Origin of the sequence: Microbacterium sp. Mcb102, from assembly GCF_024519805.1 — a bacterium.
Lineage (GTDB): Bacteria > Actinomycetota > Actinomycetes > Actinomycetales > Microbacteriaceae > Microbacterium.
The window spans coordinates 185,307-206,357 of the sequence record NZ_JALJRG010000003.1; the positions used below are offsets into that span (position 1 = coordinate 185,307).

Annotated in this window: 17 protein-coding genes; 11 read left to right on the forward strand and 6 right to left on the reverse strand. The window is 70.0% G+C overall.

Annotated features, from left to right (window positions below; genetic code table 11):
* Positions 1 to 3 precede the first annotated feature (3 nt).
* Positions 4 to 273, forward strand: a complete 270-nt coding sequence (locus tag OC372_RS09850; protein ID WP_262001721.1) for a hypothetical protein — start codon at positions 4 to 6, stop codon at positions 271 to 273.
* Between the two features lie 32 nt (positions 274 to 305).
* Here the strand turns inward: OC372_RS09850 and OC372_RS09855 are convergent, their stop codons facing one another.
* Positions 306 to 1,208, reverse strand: coding sequence for an ROK family protein (locus OC372_RS09855; RefSeq protein WP_262001723.1), 903 nt, complete (start codon positions 1,206 to 1,208; stop codon positions 306 to 308).
* On the reverse strand, positions 1,205 to 1,765 hold the full coding sequence (gene pyrE / locus OC372_RS09860; protein WP_029262822.1) for an orotate phosphoribosyltransferase: 561 nt from the start codon (positions 1,763 to 1,765) through the stop codon (positions 1,205 to 1,207). Before pyrE ends, OC372_RS09855 begins: the two co-directional genes overlap by 4 nt.
* A 37-nt stretch (positions 1,766 to 1,802) precedes the next feature.
* On the opposite strand from pyrE, the gene OC372_RS09865 reads away from it, so the two are divergent.
* Positions 1,803 to 2,648 (forward strand): exodeoxyribonuclease III, encoded by an 846-nt coding sequence (locus tag OC372_RS09865; RefSeq protein ID WP_262001726.1) that lies wholly within the window; start codon positions 1,803 to 1,805, stop codon positions 2,646 to 2,648.
* An 11-nt stretch (positions 2,649 to 2,659) separates the two neighbouring features.
* Positions 2,660 to 3,469: an HAD family hydrolase gene (locus OC372_RS09870; protein ID WP_262001727.1), complete on the forward strand. Its 810-nt coding sequence runs from the start codon at positions 2,660 to 2,662 to the stop codon at positions 3,467 to 3,469.
* A gap of 30 nt (positions 3,470 to 3,499) precedes the next feature.
* Here OC372_RS09870 and OC372_RS09875 read toward each other — a convergent pair whose 3' ends face one another.
* On the reverse strand, positions 3,500 to 4,147 hold the full coding sequence (locus OC372_RS09875) for a dihydrofolate reductase family protein (RefSeq protein ID WP_262001729.1): 648 nt from the start codon (positions 4,145 to 4,147) through the stop codon (positions 3,500 to 3,502).
* Positions 4,148 to 4,245: 98 nt separating this feature from the next.
* On the opposite strand from OC372_RS09875, the gene OC372_RS09880 reads away from it, so the two are divergent.
* The 5 genes from OC372_RS09880 to OC372_RS09900 all read left to right on the forward strand — a co-directional run bounded on the left by OC372_RS09880 (position 4,246) and on the right by OC372_RS09900 (position 9,681).
* Positions 4,246 to 5,511, forward strand: a complete 1,266-nt coding sequence (locus OC372_RS09880; RefSeq protein WP_262001731.1) for a sensor histidine kinase — start codon at positions 4,246 to 4,248, stop codon at positions 5,509 to 5,511.
* Positions 5,508 to 6,194 (forward strand): response regulator, encoded by a 687-nt coding sequence (locus tag OC372_RS09885; protein ID WP_262001733.1) that lies wholly within the window; start codon positions 5,508 to 5,510, stop codon positions 6,192 to 6,194. Before OC372_RS09880 ends, OC372_RS09885 begins: the two co-directional genes overlap by 4 nt.
* Before the next feature lie 39 nt (positions 6,195 to 6,233).
* Positions 6,234 to 7,421: a benzoate/H(+) symporter BenE family transporter gene (locus OC372_RS09890; protein WP_262001735.1), complete on the forward strand. Its 1,188-nt coding sequence runs from the start codon at positions 6,234 to 6,236 to the stop codon at positions 7,419 to 7,421.
* Positions 7,422 to 7,711: 290 nt separating this feature from the next.
* Positions 7,712 to 8,596 (forward strand): ABC transporter ATP-binding protein, encoded by an 885-nt coding sequence (locus OC372_RS09895; RefSeq protein WP_262002101.1) that lies wholly within the window; start codon positions 7,712 to 7,714, stop codon positions 8,594 to 8,596.
* Complete coding sequence (locus tag OC372_RS09900) at positions 8,593 to 9,681, forward strand: ABC transporter permease (protein ID WP_262001736.1); 1,089 nt, start codon at positions 8,593 to 8,595, stop codon at positions 9,679 to 9,681. Before OC372_RS09895 ends, OC372_RS09900 begins: the two co-directional genes overlap by 4 nt.
* A 95-nt stretch (positions 9,682 to 9,776) precedes the next feature.
* On the opposite strand, the gene OC372_RS09905 is transcribed toward OC372_RS09900, so the two are convergent.
* Positions 9,777 to 13,247, reverse strand: a complete 3,471-nt coding sequence (locus tag OC372_RS09905; RefSeq protein WP_262001738.1) for a bifunctional proline dehydrogenase/L-glutamate gamma-semialdehyde dehydrogenase — start codon at positions 13,245 to 13,247, stop codon at positions 9,777 to 9,779.
* A gap of 133 nt (positions 13,248 to 13,380) precedes the next feature.
* Here OC372_RS09905 and OC372_RS09910 point away from each other — a divergent pair, with 133 nt between their 5' ends.
* From OC372_RS09910 to OC372_RS09920, 3 genes are all read left to right on the forward strand, one after another.
* Positions 13,381 to 14,289 (forward strand): LysR substrate-binding domain-containing protein, encoded by a 909-nt coding sequence (locus OC372_RS09910; RefSeq protein WP_262001740.1) that lies wholly within the window; start codon positions 13,381 to 13,383, stop codon positions 14,287 to 14,289.
* Between the two features lie 108 nt (positions 14,290 to 14,397).
* Positions 14,398 to 14,985, forward strand: a complete 588-nt coding sequence (locus OC372_RS09915) for a nitroreductase family protein (protein WP_262001742.1) — start codon at positions 14,398 to 14,400, stop codon at positions 14,983 to 14,985.
* A 59-nt stretch (positions 14,986 to 15,044) separates the two neighbouring features.
* Positions 15,045 to 17,315, forward strand: coding sequence for an ATP-binding cassette domain-containing protein (locus OC372_RS09920; protein WP_262001744.1), 2,271 nt, complete (start codon positions 15,045 to 15,047; stop codon positions 17,313 to 17,315).
* Between the two features lie 155 nt (positions 17,316 to 17,470).
* Here OC372_RS09920 and OC372_RS09925 read toward each other — a convergent pair whose 3' ends face one another.
* Both OC372_RS09925 and coaBC read right to left on the reverse strand, forming a co-directional pair.
* Entirely contained in the window at positions 17,471 to 19,687 is a 2,217-nt protein-coding gene (locus tag OC372_RS09925; RefSeq protein ID WP_262001746.1) for an ATP-dependent Clp protease ATP-binding subunit, read from the reverse strand.
* A 127-nt stretch (positions 19,688 to 19,814) separates the two neighbouring features.
* Positions 19,815 to 21,014, reverse strand: coding sequence for a bifunctional phosphopantothenoylcysteine decarboxylase/phosphopantothenate--cysteine ligase CoaBC (gene coaBC, locus OC372_RS09930; protein ID WP_105711577.1), 1,200 nt, complete (start codon positions 21,012 to 21,014; stop codon positions 19,815 to 19,817).
* Positions 21,015 to 21,051: the final 37 nt, after the last annotated feature.

Genomic DNA, 21,051 nt, shown 5'->3' on the forward strand with positions numbered 1-21,051 from the left:
ACCGTGACCACGGAGACCTGGACGATCGTCATCAGCGCGATCGGCATCGTGCTCACCCTCGGCGCGAGCCTTTTCGCCGCCGGCGCGTGGATGATTCGCCGCATCGACGACCGCATCGACGCCGTCGACGAGAAACTCAGCACCCGCATCGATGCGGTCGACGAGAAGCTCAGCTCTCGGATCGACGCGGTCGCCGCCGACGTCACCGACCTGAAGATCTCGGTGGCGCGCCTCGAAGGACCGCCACGGCACCTGCTCATGGCGAGCCGCTGAGCAGCGTTCCGGCACGGCCCTCCCCGACGGGCCTACCGCAGCACGAGGGCGGCGGCGCCGATGAGGGGCCCCTCGTCGGCCAGCCCCGAGCGCACCACGCGGGTGCGCCGGGAGTATTCGTGCACGGCGCTGGCGGTGAGGGCCTGCTGCACGAGGTCGATGTAGTCCGCAGACACCCGCGAGAAACCGCCGCCGATGGCGACCACGTCGAGGTCGACCAGGGTCGCGGCGTCCGCCAGCGCCTCTCCCACCGCTCGGGCCGAGCGCTCGATCGCCGAGCGAGCGACGGTGTCGCCGGCCGCTGCGTCGCGCGCGAGGTCTTCGCCCGTGGTGCCGGTCCAGCCCTGCTCCTGCGCCCAGGACGCACTCGCCGGCCCGGAGGCGATCTCCTCGAGGGTCAGCCCGCCCTCACGGCGCACCTGTCCGAGGTGTCCGGCGTTGCCTGTCGCACCGGGGATGTACGCACCGTTCGCGACGAAGCCGCCGCCGACACCGGTCGAGACGACGATCGACAGCGAGGCACCGGCACCCTGCGTCGCTCCGAGCCAGGATTCGGCGAGCGCGAGTGCACCGCCATCGTGGCCGAGGACGGTGCGCACGTCGCGCCCCATGACCGTGGATGCTGCGGCGCGAACCGCCTCAGCGAGCGCGAAGCCGCGCGCGAGCGGCATGTTGACCGGCATGATCGTGCCGAGCGTCCGGTCGACGGGGCCGGCGCTCCCCGCGCCCGCGCCGACGAGCTCGGCATCCGTGGGCAGGGCGGCGAGCGCGTGCTCGACGATCGCGACGACGGCGGCGTTCAACGACTCGACCGTGGCTTCGCGCCCGGTCGCCTGCCGGCTGCGGCTGCCCGCCACGAGCACACCGTCCTCCGCGACGAGCGCGGCCTCCATCTTCGTGCCGCCGACGTCGACGGCCAGTGCGTAGCGCGTCACTGGGGGTCGAGCCCGAGGTCGTCGAGGTCGAAGGCGGCGCGCCATTCGAGCCCCTCGGCTTCGATGGCGGCCTGCGCGCCGGTCTTGCGGTCGACGATCACGGCGACGGCGACGATCTCGGCGCCTTCCTTGCGCAGAGCTTCGACGGCCTTGAGCGCCGACTGGCCGGTGGTCGAAGTGTCTTCGAGCACGACGACCCGCTTGCCCTTGACGTCGGCCCCTTCGATCTGGCGGCCGCGGCCGTGGTCCTTCGGCTCCTTGCGCACCACGAACGCGTCGAGCGGGCGATCGGTGGCGACGGATGCGTGCAGCACGGAGTTGGCGATCGGGTCGGCGCCGAGGGTCAGCCCGCCGACGGCCACGACGTCGAGGTCGCCGATCAGGTCGAGCATGATGCGGCCGATCGCGGGAGCCGCCCTGTGGTCGAGCGTGAGCTTGCGCATGTCGACGTAGTACGTCGCCTTCTTGCCGCTGGAGAGGGTGAAGTCGCCGTGGAACACCGCCTCATCCTTGATGAGGTCGAGGAGGGTCTGGCGGTCTGCGTCGAGTGCGGTCACGGCATCCAGTGTAGGAGGTGGGCTCTAGGCTGGATGCATGCGCTTGGCTACCTGGAACGTCAACTCCATCCGCACCCGCGTCACCCGCACCGTCGAGTTCGCCGTCCGTGAAGACATCGACGTGCTGGCGATGCAGGAGATCAAGTGCAAGCCCGAGCAGTTCCCCTACGGACCGTTCGAAGAGGCCGGGTACCACGTCGAGGTGCACGGCCTGAACCAGTGGAACGGCGTCGCGATCGCGAGCCGCCTGCCGATCACCGACGTGCGCACGGCGTTCGACGGGATGCCGGGGTTCGCGAAGGGACATGAGGGACCGGATGCTCCGCTCGAGGCCCGCGCGCTCGGCGTGATGGTCGACGGGGTTCGGGTGTGGAGCCTGTACGTGCCGAACGGCCGTTCGCTCGACGACCCGCACTACCTCTACAAGCTGCACTGGCTGGAGCAGCTGAAGAAGTCGACGGCGGCCGAGCTCTCGGCGAACCCCGACCTGCCGCTCGCTCTGGTCGGCGACTTCAACATCATCCCGTTCGACCACGACAACGGCGATCCCGACATCGTCGTCGGTCGGTCGACGCATGTCTCACAGCCCGAGCGCGATGCGTTCTTCGCCTTCGCCGATGCCGGGGTCACCGACGTGGTGCGCCCGCTGCTGCCGGAGGGATTCACCTACTGGGACTACCAGCGCCTGAAGTTCCCGCGCAACGAGGGAATCCGCATCGACTTCGTCCTGGGTTCGCGCACGCTCGCCGAGGCGGTGACCGGCGCATCGATCCACCGGAACGAGCGCAAGGGCGAGCAGCCCAGCGATCACGTGCCTGTGGTCGTCGACCTCGATTTCGGCGGGTCTGCAGAAGACGACGACCTTCCGATGATCTTCTCCTGACGGCTGCTTCCGTGACCGTGCGGCTGATCGCCACCGATCTCGACGGCACGCTGCTCGACTCCTCATCCGCGGTCACGCCGCGCACCCGCGCTGCGCTCGACGCGGCTCGCGAACGCGGCATCCACGTCATTCCCGTCACCGCACGCCAGCCGATCGGACTGCGGGCGATCGCGGCCGGTGCGGGTTTCGACGGCTGGGCGCTGTGCAGCAACGGCGCCTATGCCGTGCGTCTGGGCGACGGGCGGATGCTGTTCGCCGAAGAGCTTCCACCGGACACGATCCGCACGCTGGTCGAGGCGCTGCGCGCCAGCATCCCGGGCCTGCTGTTCGCGAGTGTGCGGGAGGCCGGCGAGACCTTCGTGGCGCAGGACGGCTACGCCGAGATCGCCCAACTCTCCGACCACAAGCGCGACCCTCGAACGATGGGTGGCGTGCCGCTCGAGCACGTGCTCGCGGCGCCGAGCCTGAAGCTCGTCATCCGGCATCCGGAACTCGCCCCTGCCGCTCTCTTCGACACGCTGCGCAACCTCGGGCTGACCGGGTTCGAGGCGACCCTGTCGGGCGCTCCGTTCGTCGAGGTGATGGCCGAGGGCGTCACGAAGGCCACCGGCCTCGCCCGTCTGTGCGAGCACCTCGGCATCGACCGCGCCGACGTCGTCGCGTTCGGCGATGCGCTCAACGACGTCGAGATGCTGCGCTGGGCCGGGCGCGGCGTCGCCATGGCCCATGCGGAGCCCGTGGTTCAGGACGCGGCCGACGAGACGACCGCCTCGAACGACGACGACGGCGTGGCGCAGGTGATCGAGCGACTGCTCGGCTGACGCGGCACGCTCAGGTCGCAGCGACCGTGATCACCCGAACGTACCGACCTCCGGCACGCGGTCGGTGCGGCCGTAGCGGAGGAACATCACGCCGGCCTCGTCCGTGATCGGAGGCTCGATGAGCCGCAGCACCGACGGTAGGGCGTTGTCGTCGAAGACCTTCTTGCCCGCGCCGAGCAGGATCGGATACACCCAGAGGTTCAGCTCGTCGAACAGCCCCTCGGCGAGCAGCGTGTGCACGAAGTCGGTGCTGCCGATCACGTGCACCTCGCGATGAGCGGCCCGCAGCGCCGCGACCTCCGCCGCCAGATCGGCCCCCACCCGGGTGCTGCTCTGCCAGTCGAGCGCGAGATCGGCATCCCTCGTCGCCACATACTTCGGGACGCGGTCGAACAGCCTGCCGATGTGCCCCTCGGGGCCATCGGTGTGCTGCGGCCAGTACGACGCGAAGATGTCGTACGTCCGGCGACCGAGCAGCAGAGCATCGAGGCCCCGCATCCCGTCGTCCACCTCGGCGCCCATACCGGGTGACGGGTATCCCGCCTGCCAGCCGCTGAAGCGGAAACCACCCGACGTGTCTTCGCCGACGCCGCCCGGTCCCTGCGCGACGCCGTCGAGGGTCATGAAGAGGTCGATCAGGATGCGGCCGGATGCGTCTTCGGTCTTGTCAGCGCTCATGTCAGTCAGTCAATAACAAGCGAATCTCGCCTACCAGCCCCTCTCCGATCCGCCGCTCGGGGGATGCCGGGAGGCGGTCGTCGCTCTACGGTGGAGGGATGCCTCCCCCTGCGTTCACCCGCACGCCGACCGAGCGCGAACGACGAGCCGATGTCATCCTCGCCGCCGTCATGTTCGTCGGCGCGGTGCTGAGCGCGGGGCTCTCCTCGATCGCGGAGATCTACGGCGACGAGCAGGCACCCCTGTGGTGGGCGCTCGTCTACGCCGTCGTCGCCACCGCTCCCCTGGCGTTCCGCCGCCGCTGGCCCGGGACCGCCGCCGTGATCGTGGCCGCGGCCTATTTCACGGCCGTCACCATCCGCGTCCCCGAGATCTACGTCGGCAACATCGTGATGTTCCTCACGCTGTACACGGTCGGCGCGTGGATGAACGACCGTCGTCGTGCGATGCTGGTGCGGGTCGGGATCATCGTCGGCATGTTCGTGTGGCTGATCATCACGATGTACCGCGACGCGATCAGCGAGGCCGACAAGGCCGATGTCGCCGCCGGAGCCATGTCGCCGTACGTCGCCTTCATGCTCATCCAGCTGCTGCTGAATGTGCTCTACTTCGGCGGTGCCTACTACTTCGGCGAGCGCTCCTGGGCGGCAGCTGCGCAGCTGGCGGTGCTCGAGCAGCGCACCGTCGAACTGGAGCGCGAGCGCGAGGTCACCGCGGCGCAGGCCGTCGCCCTCGACCGGGTGCGCATCGCCCGCGAGCTGCACGACGTCGTCGCCCACCACGTGTCGGTGATGGGCGTGCAAGCCGGCGCCGCGCGTCTCGTGCTCGAGCGCGATCCCGCGGAAGCCGCCCGCATCCTCTCCGGCGTCGAGGGCTCGGCGCGCGACGCGATCCATGAGCTGCGCCAGTTGTTGGAGACTCTGCGCACACCGGGCGGCGAGACGACGGATGCGGCATCCACCCTTGCCCTGGACGACATCGCCGAGCTCGTGGAGGCGTCGACCGAGGCCGGGCTGCCCACGGACTACACGGTGATCGGCGAACCCGTGCCCGTGCCGTCACTGGTCGCGGTGAACCTGTACCGCATCGCCCAGGAGTCGCTCACGAACGCCCGCCGTCACGCCGGCAGCGGAGCGACCGCCGACGTCCGCGTGCGGTACGACGACGACGGCGTCGAACTCGAGATCGTCAACACCGGACGCGCGATCACCCAACTCCGCCCGGGGCTCGGCCAGCTGGGCATGCGGGAGCGCGCCGCCGCGTCCGGAGGCACGCTCGAGGTGACGTCGCGGCCGCTGGGCGGGATGCGTGTGCGTGCCCGCGTACCTCTCCCGACCCCGGCAAGTTCGGGGGCAGGGCGATGAGCGACCCGATCCGGGTGCTGCTGGTCGACGACCACGCGCTGCTGCGCGCCGGCTTCCGCACCATCCTCGACACCCAGCCCGACATCACGGTGGTCGGCGAAGCCTCATCGGGAGCAGACGCCGTGGCACAGGCATCCGCGCTCCGCCCCGACGTGATCACGATGGACGTGCAGATGCCCGACATGGACGGCATAGAGGCGACCCGTCGCATCGTCGCCGACCCCGCGGTCGAAGCCGCCATCGCGATCGTCACGACCTTCGACAGGGACGACTACCTGTATCAGGCGCTGGATGCCGGAGCCAGCGGGTTCCTGCTCAAGAACGCCGGCGCCGAAGACCTGATCGCCGCCGTCCGCGCTCTGGCTGCCGGCGACGGGATGCTCGCCCCCGAGGTGACCCGGCGAGTCCTCGCGCGGTTCGCTGCGGCCCCCGCACCGACACGCACGGCTGTTCCGATCGACAGCGGCGCGACCCCGAAGATCACGCTCATCGAGCCGCTCACCGACCGCGAGGCGGAGGTGCTGACACTGCTCGCCGATGCGCGGAGCAATGCCGAGATCGCACGCGCGCTGTACATCGGCGAGGCCACGGTCAAGACGCACGTCTCGCGCATCCTGCAGAAGCTCGGGGCCCGTGATCGCGTGCAGGCCGTCGTGCTCGCGCACCGCATGGGCCTCGCGTAGGCGCCCGGTACACCGACGCTCCGCGATAACCTCGGAGCCATGCCCGAAACCGCACCCCTGTCCCGCCCGATCCTGGCGGGGGTGGTGACGGCACTCGTCGGATTCACCAGCTCGTTCGCGGTCGTGCTGACGGGTCTGGATGCGGTCGGGGCGGATGCGGCCCAAGCGGCGAGCGGACTGCTCGCCGTGAGCCTGATGATGGGCCTCGCGTGCGTCGTGCTCGCGTGGCGGTATCGGATGCCGATCACGGTCGCGTGGTCCACTCCCGGTGCCGCGTTGCTGGTGGCGACGGGCACCGTCGAGGGCGGCTGGCCGGCGGCGGTCGGGGCCTTCCTCGTGGCCGCCGCACTCATCCTGCTCACGGCGCTGTGGCCGGCACTCGGAGCTCTCATCGCCCGCATCCCGCCGTCGATCGCGCAGGCGATGCTGGCCGGCGTGCTGCTCCCGCTGTGCCTGGCGCCGATCACGGGCATCGTCGCGAACCCCTGGGGCGTCATCCCGGTCGTGCTCACCTGGCTGGTGTTCGCCCGGCTCGCGCCGCGGTGGGCGGTTCCGCTCGCGTTCGTCGCGGCTGCCGTCGTGGTCGCGGTCTCCCTGATCGGCGCTTCCGTGGTGGACGGCGGGTCACCCTTCGACCCCGCCGTGCTGCTGCCCCGGCTCGAGTTCACGGCCCCGACTTTCACGGTGGGCGCGCTGGTCGGCCTCGCGCTGCCGCTGTTCATCGTGACGATGGCCTCGCAGAACGTCCCGGGCATCGCGATCATGCGCAGCTTCGGCTACGAGGTGCCGTGGCGTCCGGCCATGCTCGTCACCGGCCTCGGCACCGCGCTCGGGGCGACGGCGGGCGGTCATGCCATCAACCTCGCAGCGATCAGCGCGGCCCTCGCCGCCTCACCGGATGCCGACCCCGACCCGAAGCGACGGTGGGTCGCCGGCGTCTCGACCGGGGCGTCGTACCTGGTGCTCGCGGTGTTCTCCGCTGCCTTCGCCGCTCTCGTGGTGCTCGCGCCCGCCGCCGTGATCCCCGCGGTCGCCGGCCTCGCGCTGTTCGCCGCGTTCGGCTCATCCGTGCAGCAGGCCATCGACGATCCGGGCGAACGGATCCCCGCGGTCGTCACCTTCCTGGTCGCGGCATCCGGCATCGCCGTCCTCGGTGTCAGCGCCGCATTCTGGGCCCTCGTCGCCGGTCTCGTCGTGCGCACGGTGCTGCACACCGGTCGTCGCTGACGCTCCTCCCTCTCCCCCTCCCTCTCTCCCTCCCGCTCCCTCTCCCGCTCCCCGTCGCCGAGCGCACGGCTTCCCGTCGAACGCACGGCTTCTTCACGCGCATAAGCCGTGCATTCGGCAGCATCCCGTGCACTCGGCGCCGGAAGCGGGGGGTGGGGCGGGGCGGGGTGGGGCGGGGCGGGAGATGCGAGGTCAGCCGCGGGGCGGACGGGGTGGACGGGCGCGGGTCCGTCACAGGGGGGATGCCCCGGGACACCTGCGCTCCGTAGCGTGAAGGTATGACGACAGGAATGCTCGAACTCTCCGGCATCACCAAGAGCTACGGCTCTCGGCGCGTGCTCGACGACGTGTCCTTCACGGTGGCCCCGGGCCGCTTGACGGGCTTCGTCGGCGGCAACGGCGCCGGCAAGACCACCACCATGCGCATCGTCCTGGGGCTGCTGTCCTCCGACGGCGGCAGCGTCGCACTCGATGGCGCACCGCTCACCGCCGAGGACCGCCGGCGCTTCGGTTACATGCCCGAGGAACGTGGCCTCTACCCGAAGATGAAGGTGCTCGAGCAGATCGTGTACCTCGCCCGCCTGCACGGTTTCGGCAAGCAGGATGCGACCGACCGGGCGACCGAACTCCTCACCGAGCTCGGCCTCGGCGAACGGCTGAATGACACGATCGAGTCGCTGTCGCTCGGTAACCAGCAGCGTGCGCAGATCGCTGCCTCGCTCGTGCACGACCCCGAGGTGCTGATCCTCGACGAGCCGTTCTCCGGCCTCGACCCGCTCGCGGTCGATGTGGTCGCCGGCGTGCTGCAGTCCAGCGCCGCGAAGGGCGCATCGATCCTGTTCTCCTCCCACCAGCTCGATGTGGTCGAGCGCCTGTGCGACGACCTCGTCATCCTCGCCGGCGGCACGATCCGCGCCTCGGGCTCGCGCGATGCGCTGCGCGCCGAGCACGCCCGCGACCGCTACGAACTCGTCTCCGCCGGAGACGCCGGATGGCTGCGCACCGAGCCCGGTGTGACGGTCGTCGACTTCGAGGGCGGCTATGCCCTGTTCGACGCCGACGGCCCTGAGACGGCGCAGCGGGTGCTGCACTCCGCCGTGCAGCGCGGCGACGTCGCGAGCTTCGCGCCGAAGCATCCGTCCCTCGCCCAGATCTTCAAGGAGGTCATCCAGTGAGCACCCCTGCCCCCGTCCGCAGCACCAACGGCATCTGGCTCGTCGCCGAGCGCGAGATCGGATCGAAGCTGCGCAGCAAGGCCTTCCTGATCTCGACCGGCATCCTGCTGGTGCTCGCCCTCGCCGGCATCATCCTCGGCGGCTTCGCGAGCAAGAACACCGAGACGACGCCGATCGCCGCGACCGCGGAGACCGCCGCCGCCGTATCCGCCATCCCGGGCTTCGAAGTCACCGAGGTGGCCGACCAGGCCGCCGCCGAGGAACTCGTGCGCGACGACAAGGTCGACGCCGCGGTGCTGCCCGGCGACGGGCCCTCGGGGTACACGATCATCGCGCTGCAGGATGCGCCGAGCTCGCTCGTCTCGGCGCTGTCCCAGTCGCCCGACGTCGTGATCCTCGAGCCGGTCACGACGAACCCGCTGCTGCGGTACTTCATCGCGATCGCGTTCGGTCTCGTGTTCATGATGGCCGCCGCGACTTTCGGCGGGACGATCGCGCAGAGCGTCGTGGAAGAGAAGCAGACCCGCGTGGTCGAGGTGCTGCTGTCGGCGATCCCGGCGCGCACACTGCTGGCCGGCAAGGTCATCGGCAACACGGTGCTCGCGATGGGGCAGATCCTCGCCCTCGCGGCCGTCGCCACGATCGGGCTGATCGTCACCGGTCAACGCGAGGTGCTCACGACTCTCGGAGCGCCGATCATCTGGTTCGCCGTGTTCTTCCTGTTCGGCTTCATCCTGCTGGCGGCGATGTTCGCGGCCGCCGCGTCGATGGTCTCCCGCCAGGAAGACATCGGGTCGACGACCACGCCGATCACGATGCTGATCATGGCGCCGTACATCCTGGTCATCGTGTTCAACGACAACCCGCTGGTGCTGACGATCATGTCGTACGTGCCGTTCTCGGCCCCGGTCGGAATGCCGATGCGCCTGTTCGTCGGCGAAGCGCAGTGGTGGGAGCCGCTGCTGAGCCTGGCGATCCTGCTCGCGAGCTGCGTGGCCGCGATCGCCATCGGCGCGAAGATCTACGAGAACTCGCTGCTGCGCATGGGTTCGCGGGTCAAGCTCAGGGACGCACTGCGCGCCTGAGACTGCGCAACCGAAGAAAGCCCCCTGCTCCGCAACGCGCGGGGCAGGGGGCTTCTCTGTTGTGCGTCTCTGTTGTGCTGCGGGTCAGCCCCGGGTCAGATCACGCCGTCGGCGAGCGTGGTCGGGTTGCCGAAGCGGTGGTTCGTGATCGACACGGCCTGCTCGTGCAGGAACGGCAGCATCTCGACGCGGCCGGCACCGGTCACGGCGTGCGACCAGACCGCCACGTCGGGGCTGCCGTCGAGCGCCTCGTGCAGTGCTGCGGCGTCGCCGCCGACCAGACGCACGCGGTGCCACGAGTCCGCCGCCTTCGCGTAGCGCTTGGTCCATGCCGCATCCGACTCGTGCTTGACGGTGACGCCGTGCGCACGAAGCGCCTTCTCGATGCGCGAGGGCAGGGCCGGAGCCGACACCGTGAACGGGCTGCCGCTGCGCAGGGCGGCGGCGAGCACGCGGATGCCGTCGACCAGCGGGGCGTTCTCGGCGATGCGCACGTCGACCGCGACCGGACGGTAGCGGAAGAGGTTGCGCTCGACCCCGAGACCGGACTTGTCGCTCACCGCACCGAACTCGTCGACCCAGGCGCGCTCGTCGGATGCCGCGGCCCGCTGCAGCCAGTCCGCCTCGACGGCGTCGAGCTCGGCACCCGCCGCGTCGAGCAGCGCGCCGACCGCGGGGACGACGGCAGCACCGGGCGCGACCGCCGGAAGCTCAGCAGGGGTCCACTCGCCGAGGCCGAAGAGGTAGTTCGGCCCGCCGGCCTTCGCGCCGGCGCCGACGGCCGAGCGCTTCCAGCCGCCGAACGGCTGACGCTGCACGATCGCCCCGGTGATGCCGCGGTTCACGTACAGGTTGCCTGCCTCGACGCGGTCGAGCCAGGTGGCGACCTCATCGGAATCGAGCGAGTGGATGCCGGCGGTCAGGCCGTAGTCGACCGCGTTCTGCAGGCGCAGGGCCTCGTCCAGGTCCTTGGCGTGCATGATGCCGAGCACCGGGCCGAAGAACTCGGTCAGGTGGAAGTAGGAGCCCTCACGCACGCCGGTCTTGACGCCAGGAGTCCACTGCTTCCCCTCGTCGTCGAGCTTGCGCGGCTTCACGAGCCAGCGCTCGCCCTTCTCCAGCTTCGTGAGCGCGGTGAGGAGCTTGCCGTTCGCGGGCTCGATGATCGGGCCCATCTGCGTAGCCGGGTCGTCGGGCAGTCCGACGCGCATCGAGGTCACGGCATCCACCAGCTGACGCTCGAACCGCTTGGAGTCGGCGACCGATCCCACGAGGATCGCCAGCGATGCGGCGGAGCACTTCTGCCCGGCGTGACCGAACGCGCTGCGGGCCACATCGGCGGCCGCGAGGTCGAGGTCGGCGGAGGGGGTGACGATGATCGCGTTCTTGCCACTGGTCTCGGCGAGCAGCGGCAGGTCGGAGCGGAACGAGCGGAACAGCTGAGCCGTCTCGTACGCACCCGTGAGGATCACACGGTCCACCGCGGGCCCGGCGACGAGGCGCGTGCCCAGGTCGCGGGAGGCGAGGTCGACGAGCGCGAGCAGGTCGCGCGGCACGCCGGCGGCCCACAGCGCCTCGACCATCACGGCACCGCAGCGCTGCGTGAGCTTGGCCGGCTTGATGATCACGGCAGATCCCGAGGCCAGGCCGGCGAGCACGCCACCCGCGGGGATCGCGACCGGGAAGTTCCACGGCGGCGTGACCACGGTGACTTTCGAGGGCACGAACTCGGCACCCGAGATCGTCTCAAGATCCTTGGCGCGCTCGGCGTAGTAGTGCGCGAAGTCGATGGCCTCGCTGATCTCGGGGTCGGACTCGGCGATGGTCTTGCCCGCCTCATGGGCCATGATCTCGATGAGCTGTCCACGGCGCGCGGCGAGCTCGTCTCCGGCACGGTGCAGCACGGCGGCGCGGTCGGCGGCGGGCAGGGCGGCCCACTTCTCAGCGGCCGCGGTCGCGGCGTCGAAGATGCCGTCAAGCTCGGCATCCGTCTCGACCTTGGCGATCGCGATGGTGTCGAGGCCCAGCCTCGACCCGACCGAACGGCCGAGGATCTCGCGACCCCACGCACGATTCGCGGCGATGGCCGGGTCGGTGTCGGCCTGGTTCTCGAAGCCCACGGTCGTGCCGGCGGGAGCTTCCGCGGTACGGTCCTGCACGCGGTGGGTTGCCGGGACGAACGCCGGCTCGTCGGTCGCGAGCGCGGCCAGCGAGCGCTCGAAGCGCTCCCGCTCCCGGGTGAGGAGCGTCGGGTTCGAGGCCAGCTCGAACACTGCCGACATGAAGTTCTCGGGGCTGGCGTTCTCCTCGAGACGGCGCACCAGGTACGCGATCGCCACGTCGAACTCGGCCGGGTTGACGACCGGTGTGTAGAGCAGCAGGCGGCCGACGTCCTTGCGGACGGCCTCGGCCTGGCCGGTCGCCATGCCCAGCAGCATCTCGTATTCGACGAGCGGGTCGGCGCTGTCAGGGTCAGCGACCCCGCGAGCCTGCGCGAGCAGCCAGGTGTAGGCGATGTCGAACAGGTTGTGGCCCGCGACGCCGATGCGCACGGCATCCAGTCGCTCGGGGGTCATCGCCCAGTCGAGCACCCGCTTGTAGTTGGTGTCGGAGTCCTGCTTGGTGCCGTAGGTCGCGAGCGGCCAGCCGTGGATCGCCGCATCCACTTCTTCCATCGCGAGGTTCGCGCCCTTGACGACACGCACCTTGATCGGCGCTCCCCCCTTCGCGCGACGGGCCGTGGCCCACTCCTGCAGGTGCTGCATGGCGCCGAGGGCGTCGGGCAGGTAGGCCTGCAGCACGATGCCGGCCTCGAGGTTCGCCAGCCCCGGCTGGTCGAGGATGCTCGTGAAGGCCGCGATCGTCAGGTCGAGGTCGCGGTACTCCTCCATGTCGAGGTTGATGAACTTGGCCTTGCCCTGGGCCTCGGCCTTCGCGGCGAGTTCGTAGAGCGGGGTCAGCTTCTCGACGACATCCGCAACGGCCTCGTCGAACGACCACATCGACAACTGGCTCACGACGCTGGAGACCTTGATCGAGACGTAGTCGACGTCGTCGCGGGCCAGGAAGTCGCGCGTGCCCTGCAGGCGGTGCCCGGCCTCGCGCTCGCCGAGCACGGCCTCGCCGAGCAGGTTGAGGTTGAGGCGGTTGCCGCTCTTGCGGAGCTTCGCGATGGCCGGGCCGAGCTTGGCCGGGGTGGCATCGAGCACGAGGTGCCCGACCATGGCCCGCAGCACGCGGCGCGAGATCGGCACGACGACACCGGGGAGCTTCGGCGCCCAGAAGCCGCCGGTCTTGATCGCGGCCCGCAGGTAGCCGGGCAGGAGGGTCGGGGTGATCTCCGAGATCTCGGCGAGCTTGCGACCCGCCACGCGCAGGTCTTCCGGACGCATCACGCCGTCGACGAAGCCGACCGTGAACGCGAGCCCGTTCGGGTCCTTGAGCACCTCCGACAGGCGCTGCGCGGCCGGCTCGACGGGGTGGGTCTCGCTCTCGACGAGCCAGCGCTGCACGAGGGCGGCGACGTCTTCGGTACGGGGAATGGTGGTGTCGGCGGCGACAGGCATCGGTGGACCTTCCAAGAGAGCGCACACCGGGGTTTCGTGTGCGGCTGGATCATTGTCCTGCCGCTCGGTAGGCTCCGTCTATCAACCGATTTGCGTGGATTCTGTTCACTCAAGCTGAACGAAGGAAACGGCCATGCTGGACGTGAACCGACTGCGGATGCTCGTGGAGCTGTCGCGCCGCGGCACGCTCTCCGCCGTGGCCGACGCGCTCTCGTACAGCAAGGCCTCGGTGTCGCAGCAGCTGAGCGCACTGGAGCGCGACGTGGGCGTGCCGCTGCTGCGTCGAGTCGGCCGCGGGGTGCAGCTCACGCCGCAGGGAAACGTGCTGGTCACGCAGGCCATCGGCATCCTCGATCAGCTCGAGCACGCCGAGGTCGCGGTCGCCGAGTCGCTCACCGAGGTGACGGGCACCGCGCGCATCGCCGTGTTCCAGTCGACCGCGCACTCCCTGCTGCCGCGCGCCCTCGAAGCCCTCAAGGAGAGGCATCCGGCGCTGCGCGTCGAGGTCACCGAGTGCGACCCGGAGACCGGGCTGGTCGGAGTGTCCAGCCGCGACTTCGACCTGATCCTCGCCGAGCAGTATCCGGGGCGCACGCGCCCGATCCACGCCGACCTCGACCGGGTGGTGCTCGCCCACGACGCGATCGCCCTCGCCCGTCGACCCGGAGCACCTCGGCATGCGGATGCCCTCGCGGAGCTCTGGTCGACCCGCGAAGAGCCCTGGGTGCTGGAACCCGCCGGCACGGCATCCCGCGCCTGGGCCGAGGAGCTCTGCCGCACAGCGGGGTTCGAGCCCGACGTGCGCTTCGAGATCGCCGACCTCACGGCGCACGTGCGCCTGATCCACGCCGGGCTCGCGGTCGGGCTGCTGCCCGAGCTCGTGTGGGCCGGCGACACCCCGACCGTGGATCTGGCGCCGCTTCCCCACGAGCCGCGCCGCGAGATCTTCTCCTCGGCACGGAAGGTCTCCGCCGCCGCCCCGTCCATCCGGGCGGTGCGCAGCGCGCTCGCGGACGCCGCGTCGCACAACCTGCCCGTCTAGCGGCACGCAGAACACCACAGCATTCGGGAATATGCATGCACATGCATCTGTTCTGTCCCGTGTACCCGGACGAAGGAGTCCGATCCACTCCTTCTGAAAGGCACTTCCGTGAGCACTCCCGTGATCGACCGCACCGCCCCGACCGAGCACCCCGTCCTCGACGTCCTCGCCGGCCGCTGGAGCCCCCGCGCCTTCGACGCGCAGAACTCGATCGACGAGGCCAAGCTCGCCACCGCCCTCGAGGCCGCTCGCTGGAGCCCGTCCGCCAACAACACGCAGCCGTGGCGCTTCATCGTCGCCCGCCGCGGCACCGCCCTGCACGCCCAGGTCACCGGCGCACTGATGGGCTTCAACCAGGCATGGGCGGGCAACGCCGCCGTGCTCGTGGTCGCGATCGCCGAGACGGCAGCGGCCGACGGCACCCCCATCACCCACGCCCTCTACGACCTCGGTCAGGCCGTCGCGCACTTCTCGGTGCAGGCCCACCACGATGGACTCGTCGTGCACCAGATGAGCGGCTTCGACCCCGAGGTCGTCCGCGAGTTCGCCGACCTCGAGGCCCGCTTCGTCCCCACCACGGTCTTCGCCGTCGGCGAGTTCGGTGACATCGAGACCCTGCCCGAGGTGCTGCAGGAGCGCGAGGTCGCCCCGCGCGTGCGTCGCCCGATCAACGAGACGGTCGTCCTCAGCGCCTGACCTACGCTCTCTCTGAACGGGGCCTCCGGATTGTCCGGGGGCCCCGTTAGCGTTTCGGGATGGACTCCCTCCGCATCACCGGGGCGCGGACGAACAACCTCCGCGACGTCTCGCTCGACGTCCCCAAGAAACTGCTGACCGTCTTCACCGGCGTCTCCGGATCGGGCAAGTCGTCGCTGGTGCTCGACACGATCGCCGCCGAGGCGCAGCGGCTCGTCAACGACTCGTACTCGACCTTCATCCGTTCGCGGCTGCCGCAGATGCCGGCGCCAGACGTGCAGTCCATGGACGGTCTGACCTTCACGGTGCTGATCGACCAGCGCCGATTCACGGGCAATGCGCGCTCGACCGTGGCGACCGCGACCGACCTGGCCTCGCTCGTGCGCCTGGTGTTCTCCCGCATCGGCGAGCCGTCGGCCGGGTACTCCCCCGCCTATTCGTTCAACGATCCCTCCGGCATGTGCCCGACCTGCGAGGGGCTCGGCACGGTGTACGACATCGACATCGACGCCCTGATCGATCCCGAGAAGAACATCGATGAGGGGCCGGTGCGGTTCAGCCTGTTCCGGCCCGGCGTGTACCGGTGGAAGCGGTTCGCCTACTGTGGGCTGTTCGACCGCCAGAAGCCGCTGAAGGACTACACGGCCGAGGAGATGGATCAGTTCCTCTACGCCGACAAGCTCAAGCTCGACGACCCGGATCCACGGTTCCCGCAGAGCGCCCGGTTCGACGGGGTGATCACCCGCATGCGCGACGTGTTCCTGAAGCAGCGCCCGGTGAAGATGTCGGCGCCGGTGCGCGAAGAGCTCGACCGGCTCGTGACCCACCACATCTGCCCGGACTGCCACGGCGCGCGGGTGAACGAAGCGGCGCGCGCGAGCCTCATCGACGGACGATCGATCGTGGACTGGATGCGGATGCCGGTGGCCGAACTGCATGCGCTACTCGACGCCTTCGACGACCCTCGGGTGGCGCCGGCGGTCGAGGGCGTCCGTCATGTGCTCGATGCCCTGCTCTCCGTCGGGCTGGGCTACCTCACGCTCGACCGCGAATCCTCGACCCTGTCCGGCGGCGAGGCGCAGCGCGTCAAGATCGTGCGCCACCTCGGCAGTGCCCTGACCGACGTGACCTACGTGTTCGACGAGCCGAGCACCGGGCTGCACCCCGCCGACATCCAACGCCTCGTCGCCCTGCTGCAGCGGCTGCGCGATGCGGGCAACACGATCCTCGTCGTCGAGCACCACCCGCAGGTGATCGCGGTCGCCGACCATGTGGTCGACCTCGGGCCGGGCGCGGGCTCCGCCGGCGGCAGCGTGCAGTTCGAGGGCACGCCCGCAGCGCTGCGCGGCAGCGACACCCTCACCGGACGGGTGCTCGCCGAGCCGTTGGCGATCCGCGAAACGACCCGGCGACCCACGGGTCGCATCACCGTGAAAGATGCGCGATCGCACAACCTGCGCGGGTTCGACGTCGACGTCCCGCTCGGCGTGCTCACCGCGATCACGGGCGTCGCGGGTTCGGGCAAGAGCTCCTTCGCCACCGTGGAGCTGCCGCGCCAGCATCCGGAGTTCACGGTCGTCGGGCAAGACGCGCTGCGTGGCGGAGCGCGGTCGACGACGCTGAGCATCCTGCGCATCGCCGACACGGTGCGCGAGGTGTTCGCCGCCGCGTCGGGGCTCGACCCGTCGTGGTTCAGCTTCAACTCGCGCGGAGCCTGCCCCACCTGCCGTGGGCGCGGACACATCACGACCGAGCTCGCGTTCCTCGACGACGTCTCGCTGCCCTGCGACGCGTGCGGCGGCCTGCGTTTCAACCCGACCGCTCTCGGGGTGCAGGTCGACGGCGCCTCGATCGCCGATGTGCTGGCATCCACGCCCGCCGAGGTCAGCATGCTGTTCTCCGCGCATCCCGATGTGGTCTCGGCCCTGGACTGGGTACAGCGCACCGGGCTGCGCTATATCCCGGTCGGGCGTTCGCTCGACACCCTCTCCGGAGGTGAGAAGCAGCGGCTGCTCCTCGCCCGGCATCTCAGCGATCCGCGGCGCGACCCTGCCGACCGGATCATCCTCGACGAGCCCACCTCGGGCCTGCACCCCACCGACGTCGACACCATCAACACCCTCTTCGACGACCTGCTCGACGAGGGTGCGACCCTGGTCGTCGTCGAACACAACCTGCGCGTGGTCGCACGCGCCGATCATGTCGTCGACATCGGCCCCGGCGCCGGATCGGACGGCGGCCGGCTGGTCTTCGCCGGCACTCCGACGGAGATCGTGCGCGACTCCGCTTCACTCACCGGGCGGGCCCTCGCGACGGCCTCCCGCGCCTGATCGCACAGCAGCGCGCGACCACACTCCCGAAGTGAAGGAGAACTCACGCCGGGAAGGATACTCTGCAGCATCCGCTCCTTCGTAGCGTGAGTTCTCCTTCAGAACGTGAGGTGCGCCCCCGAGACTCAGAGGGTGCGCGACTCAGGGGGAACAGCTCAGTCGAGCAGCTCCGCCTCGATCACGTCGTCATCATCGTCGTCCTCGGGCGCGGGCTCGGGCGTCGTCGACGTGAGCACGAGGCCCGCACCGTCGGCACCGACATCCACCCGCACGGTGTCGCCGTCGCGCACACCGCCGGAGAGCAGCGCGGTCGCCAGCTTGTTCTGCACCTCGCTCTGGATGAGGCGGCGCAGCGGCCGCGCACCGAACATCGGGTCGTACCCGCGCTCGGCGAGCCACGACCGGGCATCCGGCGTCACGGCGAGCGTGAGACGGCGGTCCTTCAGGCGGTCGTGCAGCTGGTCGACCGAGAGTTCGACGATCTGCGCGAGGTCGTCTTCGCTCAGGGCCGAGAACATCACGATGTCGTCGAGACGGTTCAGGAACTCCGGGCGGAACGCCTGTCGCACGAGCGCCATCACCTGCTCGCGCTTGGCCTCGGGCGACAGCACCGGATCGATGAGGATCGGCGAGCCGAGGTTCGACGTGAGGATCAGGATGACGTTCGAGAAGTCGACCGTGCGACCCTGGCCATCGGTGAGGCGACCGTCGTCGAGCACCTGCAGCAGCACGTCGAACACCTCGGGGTGCGCCTTCTCGACCTCGTCGAGCAGGATCACGCTGTACGGACGACGCCGCACCGCCTCGGTCAGCTGACCACCCTGTTCGTAGCCGATGTATCCCGGAGGGGCACCGACGAGCCGCGACACCGAGTGCTTCTCGCCGTACTCCGACATGTCGATGCGCACCATGGAGTGCTCGTCGTCGAACAGGAACTCCGCCAGCGCCTTGGCCAGCTCGGTCTTACCGACACCGGTCGGTCCGAGGAACAGGAACGACCCGGTCGGACGCCCGGGGTCGCTGATGCCGGCACGAGAGCGCCGAACAGCATCCGACACCGCCTTGACGGCATCCTTCTGTCCGATCAGGCGCTTGCCGAGCTCACTCTCGAGGTGCAGCAGCTTCTCGCTCTCACCCTGCAGCAGACGACCCACGGGGATGCCGGTCCACGCGGCGATGACCGCGGCGATGTCCTCTTCGGTGACCTGCTCGTTGACCATGCGCGGTTCGGCAGGGGTCGCGGCCTCGGCCTGCTCGGCTTCGGCGATGTCGCGCTCCAGGCGCTTGATGGTCTCGTACTCCAGCTTCGAGGCCTTGGTGTAGTCGGCGTTGCGCATGGCGAGGTCGCGCTGCGTGATCGCGTCGTCGAGCTGCTTCTTGAGCTCGCCGACCCGGTTCAGCCCCTGACGCTCACGCGCCCACCGGGCCTCCAGCTCCGCGAGTTCCTTCTCCATGCCGACGAGCTGCTCGCGCAGAGCGCCGAGGCGCTCCTTCGATGCGGCATCCTTCTCACGCTTGAGGGCCAGCTCCTCCAGCTTCAGCCGGTCGACCTGGCGCTTGAGCTGGTCGATCTCGACCGGCGAGGAGTCGATCTCCATCTTGAGCCGAGACATCGACTCGTCGATCAGGTCGATGGCCTTGTCGGGGAGCTGACGCGCAGGAAGGTACCGGTTCGAGAGCGCGGCAGCGGCGACGAGGGCGCTGTCGGAGATCGTGACTCCGTGGTGCGCCTCGTAGCGCCCCTTGAGCCCGCGGAGGATCGCGATGGTGTCCTCGACCGTGGGCTCGCCGACGTACACCTGCTGGAAGCGACGCTCGAGCGCGGCATCCTTCTCGATGAACTCGCGGTACTCGTTGAGCGTCGTCGCACCGATCAGCCGCAGCTCGCCGCGGGCCAGCATGGGCTTGAGCATGTTGGAGGCCGCGACCGATCCTTCGCCGCCGCCCGCGCCCATCAGCACGTGCAGCTCGTCGATGAACGTGATGACCTGACCGTCGGACTCGGTGATCTCCTTGAGGACCTGCTTCAGCCGCTCCTCGAACTGCCCGCGGTACATGGCGCCGGCCACGAGGGCGGAGATGTCGAGCGTGACCAGCTCCTTGTCCTTGAGCGACTCGGCCACGTCGCCCGCGACGATGCGCTGGGCGAGACCCTCGACGACGGCGGTCTTGCCGACGCCGGGCTCGCCGATCAGCACCGGGTTGTTCTTGGTGCGGCGGGTGAGGACCTGGCTCACGCGACGGATCTCGCTGTCGCGTCCGATCACGGGGTCGAGCTTGCCCTCGCGGGCGCGGTCGGTCAGGTTGATGCCGAACTGCTCGAGGGCGGACTGCTGGTCTTGGTTCTGGTTGCCGGTCTGCGGGGTGGTCATGCGCTCCTCCTGGAGATGCTCCTTCTGGTCGTCTCCCGCCTTCCGGATCGGGAGACGGGGTAAAAGTTGAGTCTTGTTGACTCAAGTTTAGCACTCGCCGAGATTCTGTTCCAGCCCCAGCCTCCCGTCAGCGCTCCTGCGCGACGGCGTCCCAGATCGCGGCCGCGACCGCACGTTTCGACCCGGAGGCCACGCCCGCTTCCGTCCCGCCCGGCCCGAGGATGTGCACGGTGTTCTCGGCCCTCTCGAACCCGCGCTCCCAGCCGACCTCGTTCACCACGAGCAGGTCGACACCCTTGCGCTGCTGCTTGCGGCGAGCGCGGGCGAGGAGTTCCGCCTCATCTTCCGGGATCTCCGCGGCGAAGGCGATGACGAGCTGCCCGGGCTTCCGCGCCGCCGCGAGTGCGGCGACGATGTCCTCGTTCTCGACCAGCTCGATGGTCGGCACTCCCCCCGCCTCCTTGGTGAGCTTGCGGTTCGAGACCTCCACCGGCCGATAGTCGGCCACGGCCGCCGCCATCACGACCACATCGGCCGCTGCGGCCTCGCGCTTCATCGCTTCGGCGAGCTCGGCGGCCGCACCGACGGAGACGACGCGGATGGACGGATGCCGCGCCTCGGCGAGCACGTCACCCGCGATGTTCGCCGCGACCAGGGTCACCTCGGCGCCACGTGCGGCGGCCTCGGCGGCGAGGGCCGCCCCCTGCCTGCCGCTGGACCGGTTGCCGAGGAAGCGTACGGGGTCGATGGGCTCGCGCGTGCCCCCGGCCGAGACGACGACCCGCACCCCGGCGAGGTCGCCGGGGTCCAGCAGCGCTTGGGCTGCCGCGAAGATCTCCTCGGGCTCCGACATCCGTCCTGGTCCGCTGTCGCCGCCCGCGAGCTCTCCGTCGGCCGGGCCGACGACGTGCACGCCGCGCTCCCGCAGCGTCGCGATGTTCGCCTGCGTGGCCCTGTTCCGCCACATCTCGGCGTGCATGGCCGGCGCGATCAGCACCGGAGCCTCGGTGGCGAGCAGGGTCGTACCCAGGAGGTCGTCGGCGAGACCGGCGGTGATCTTGGCGATCGAGTTCGCGGTCGCCGGCGCCACGATCACAAGCTCGGCGGCCTGGCCGAGTGCGACGTGCCGCACCTTGGCCACGTCGTCGTGCACACTCGTGGTGACCGGGTGGCGACTGATCGCCTCCCACGTCGGCAGCCCGACGAAGCGCAGCGCATCCTCGGTGGGCACCACGGTCACGTCGTGCCCGCCCTTCGTGAGCAGGCGCACGAGGTGCACCGTCTTGTACGCGGCGATGCCGCCCGTGACTCCGACGACGATGTTCACATCTCGATTCTGCCGCAGCATCCGCCGCCGTGGGGCC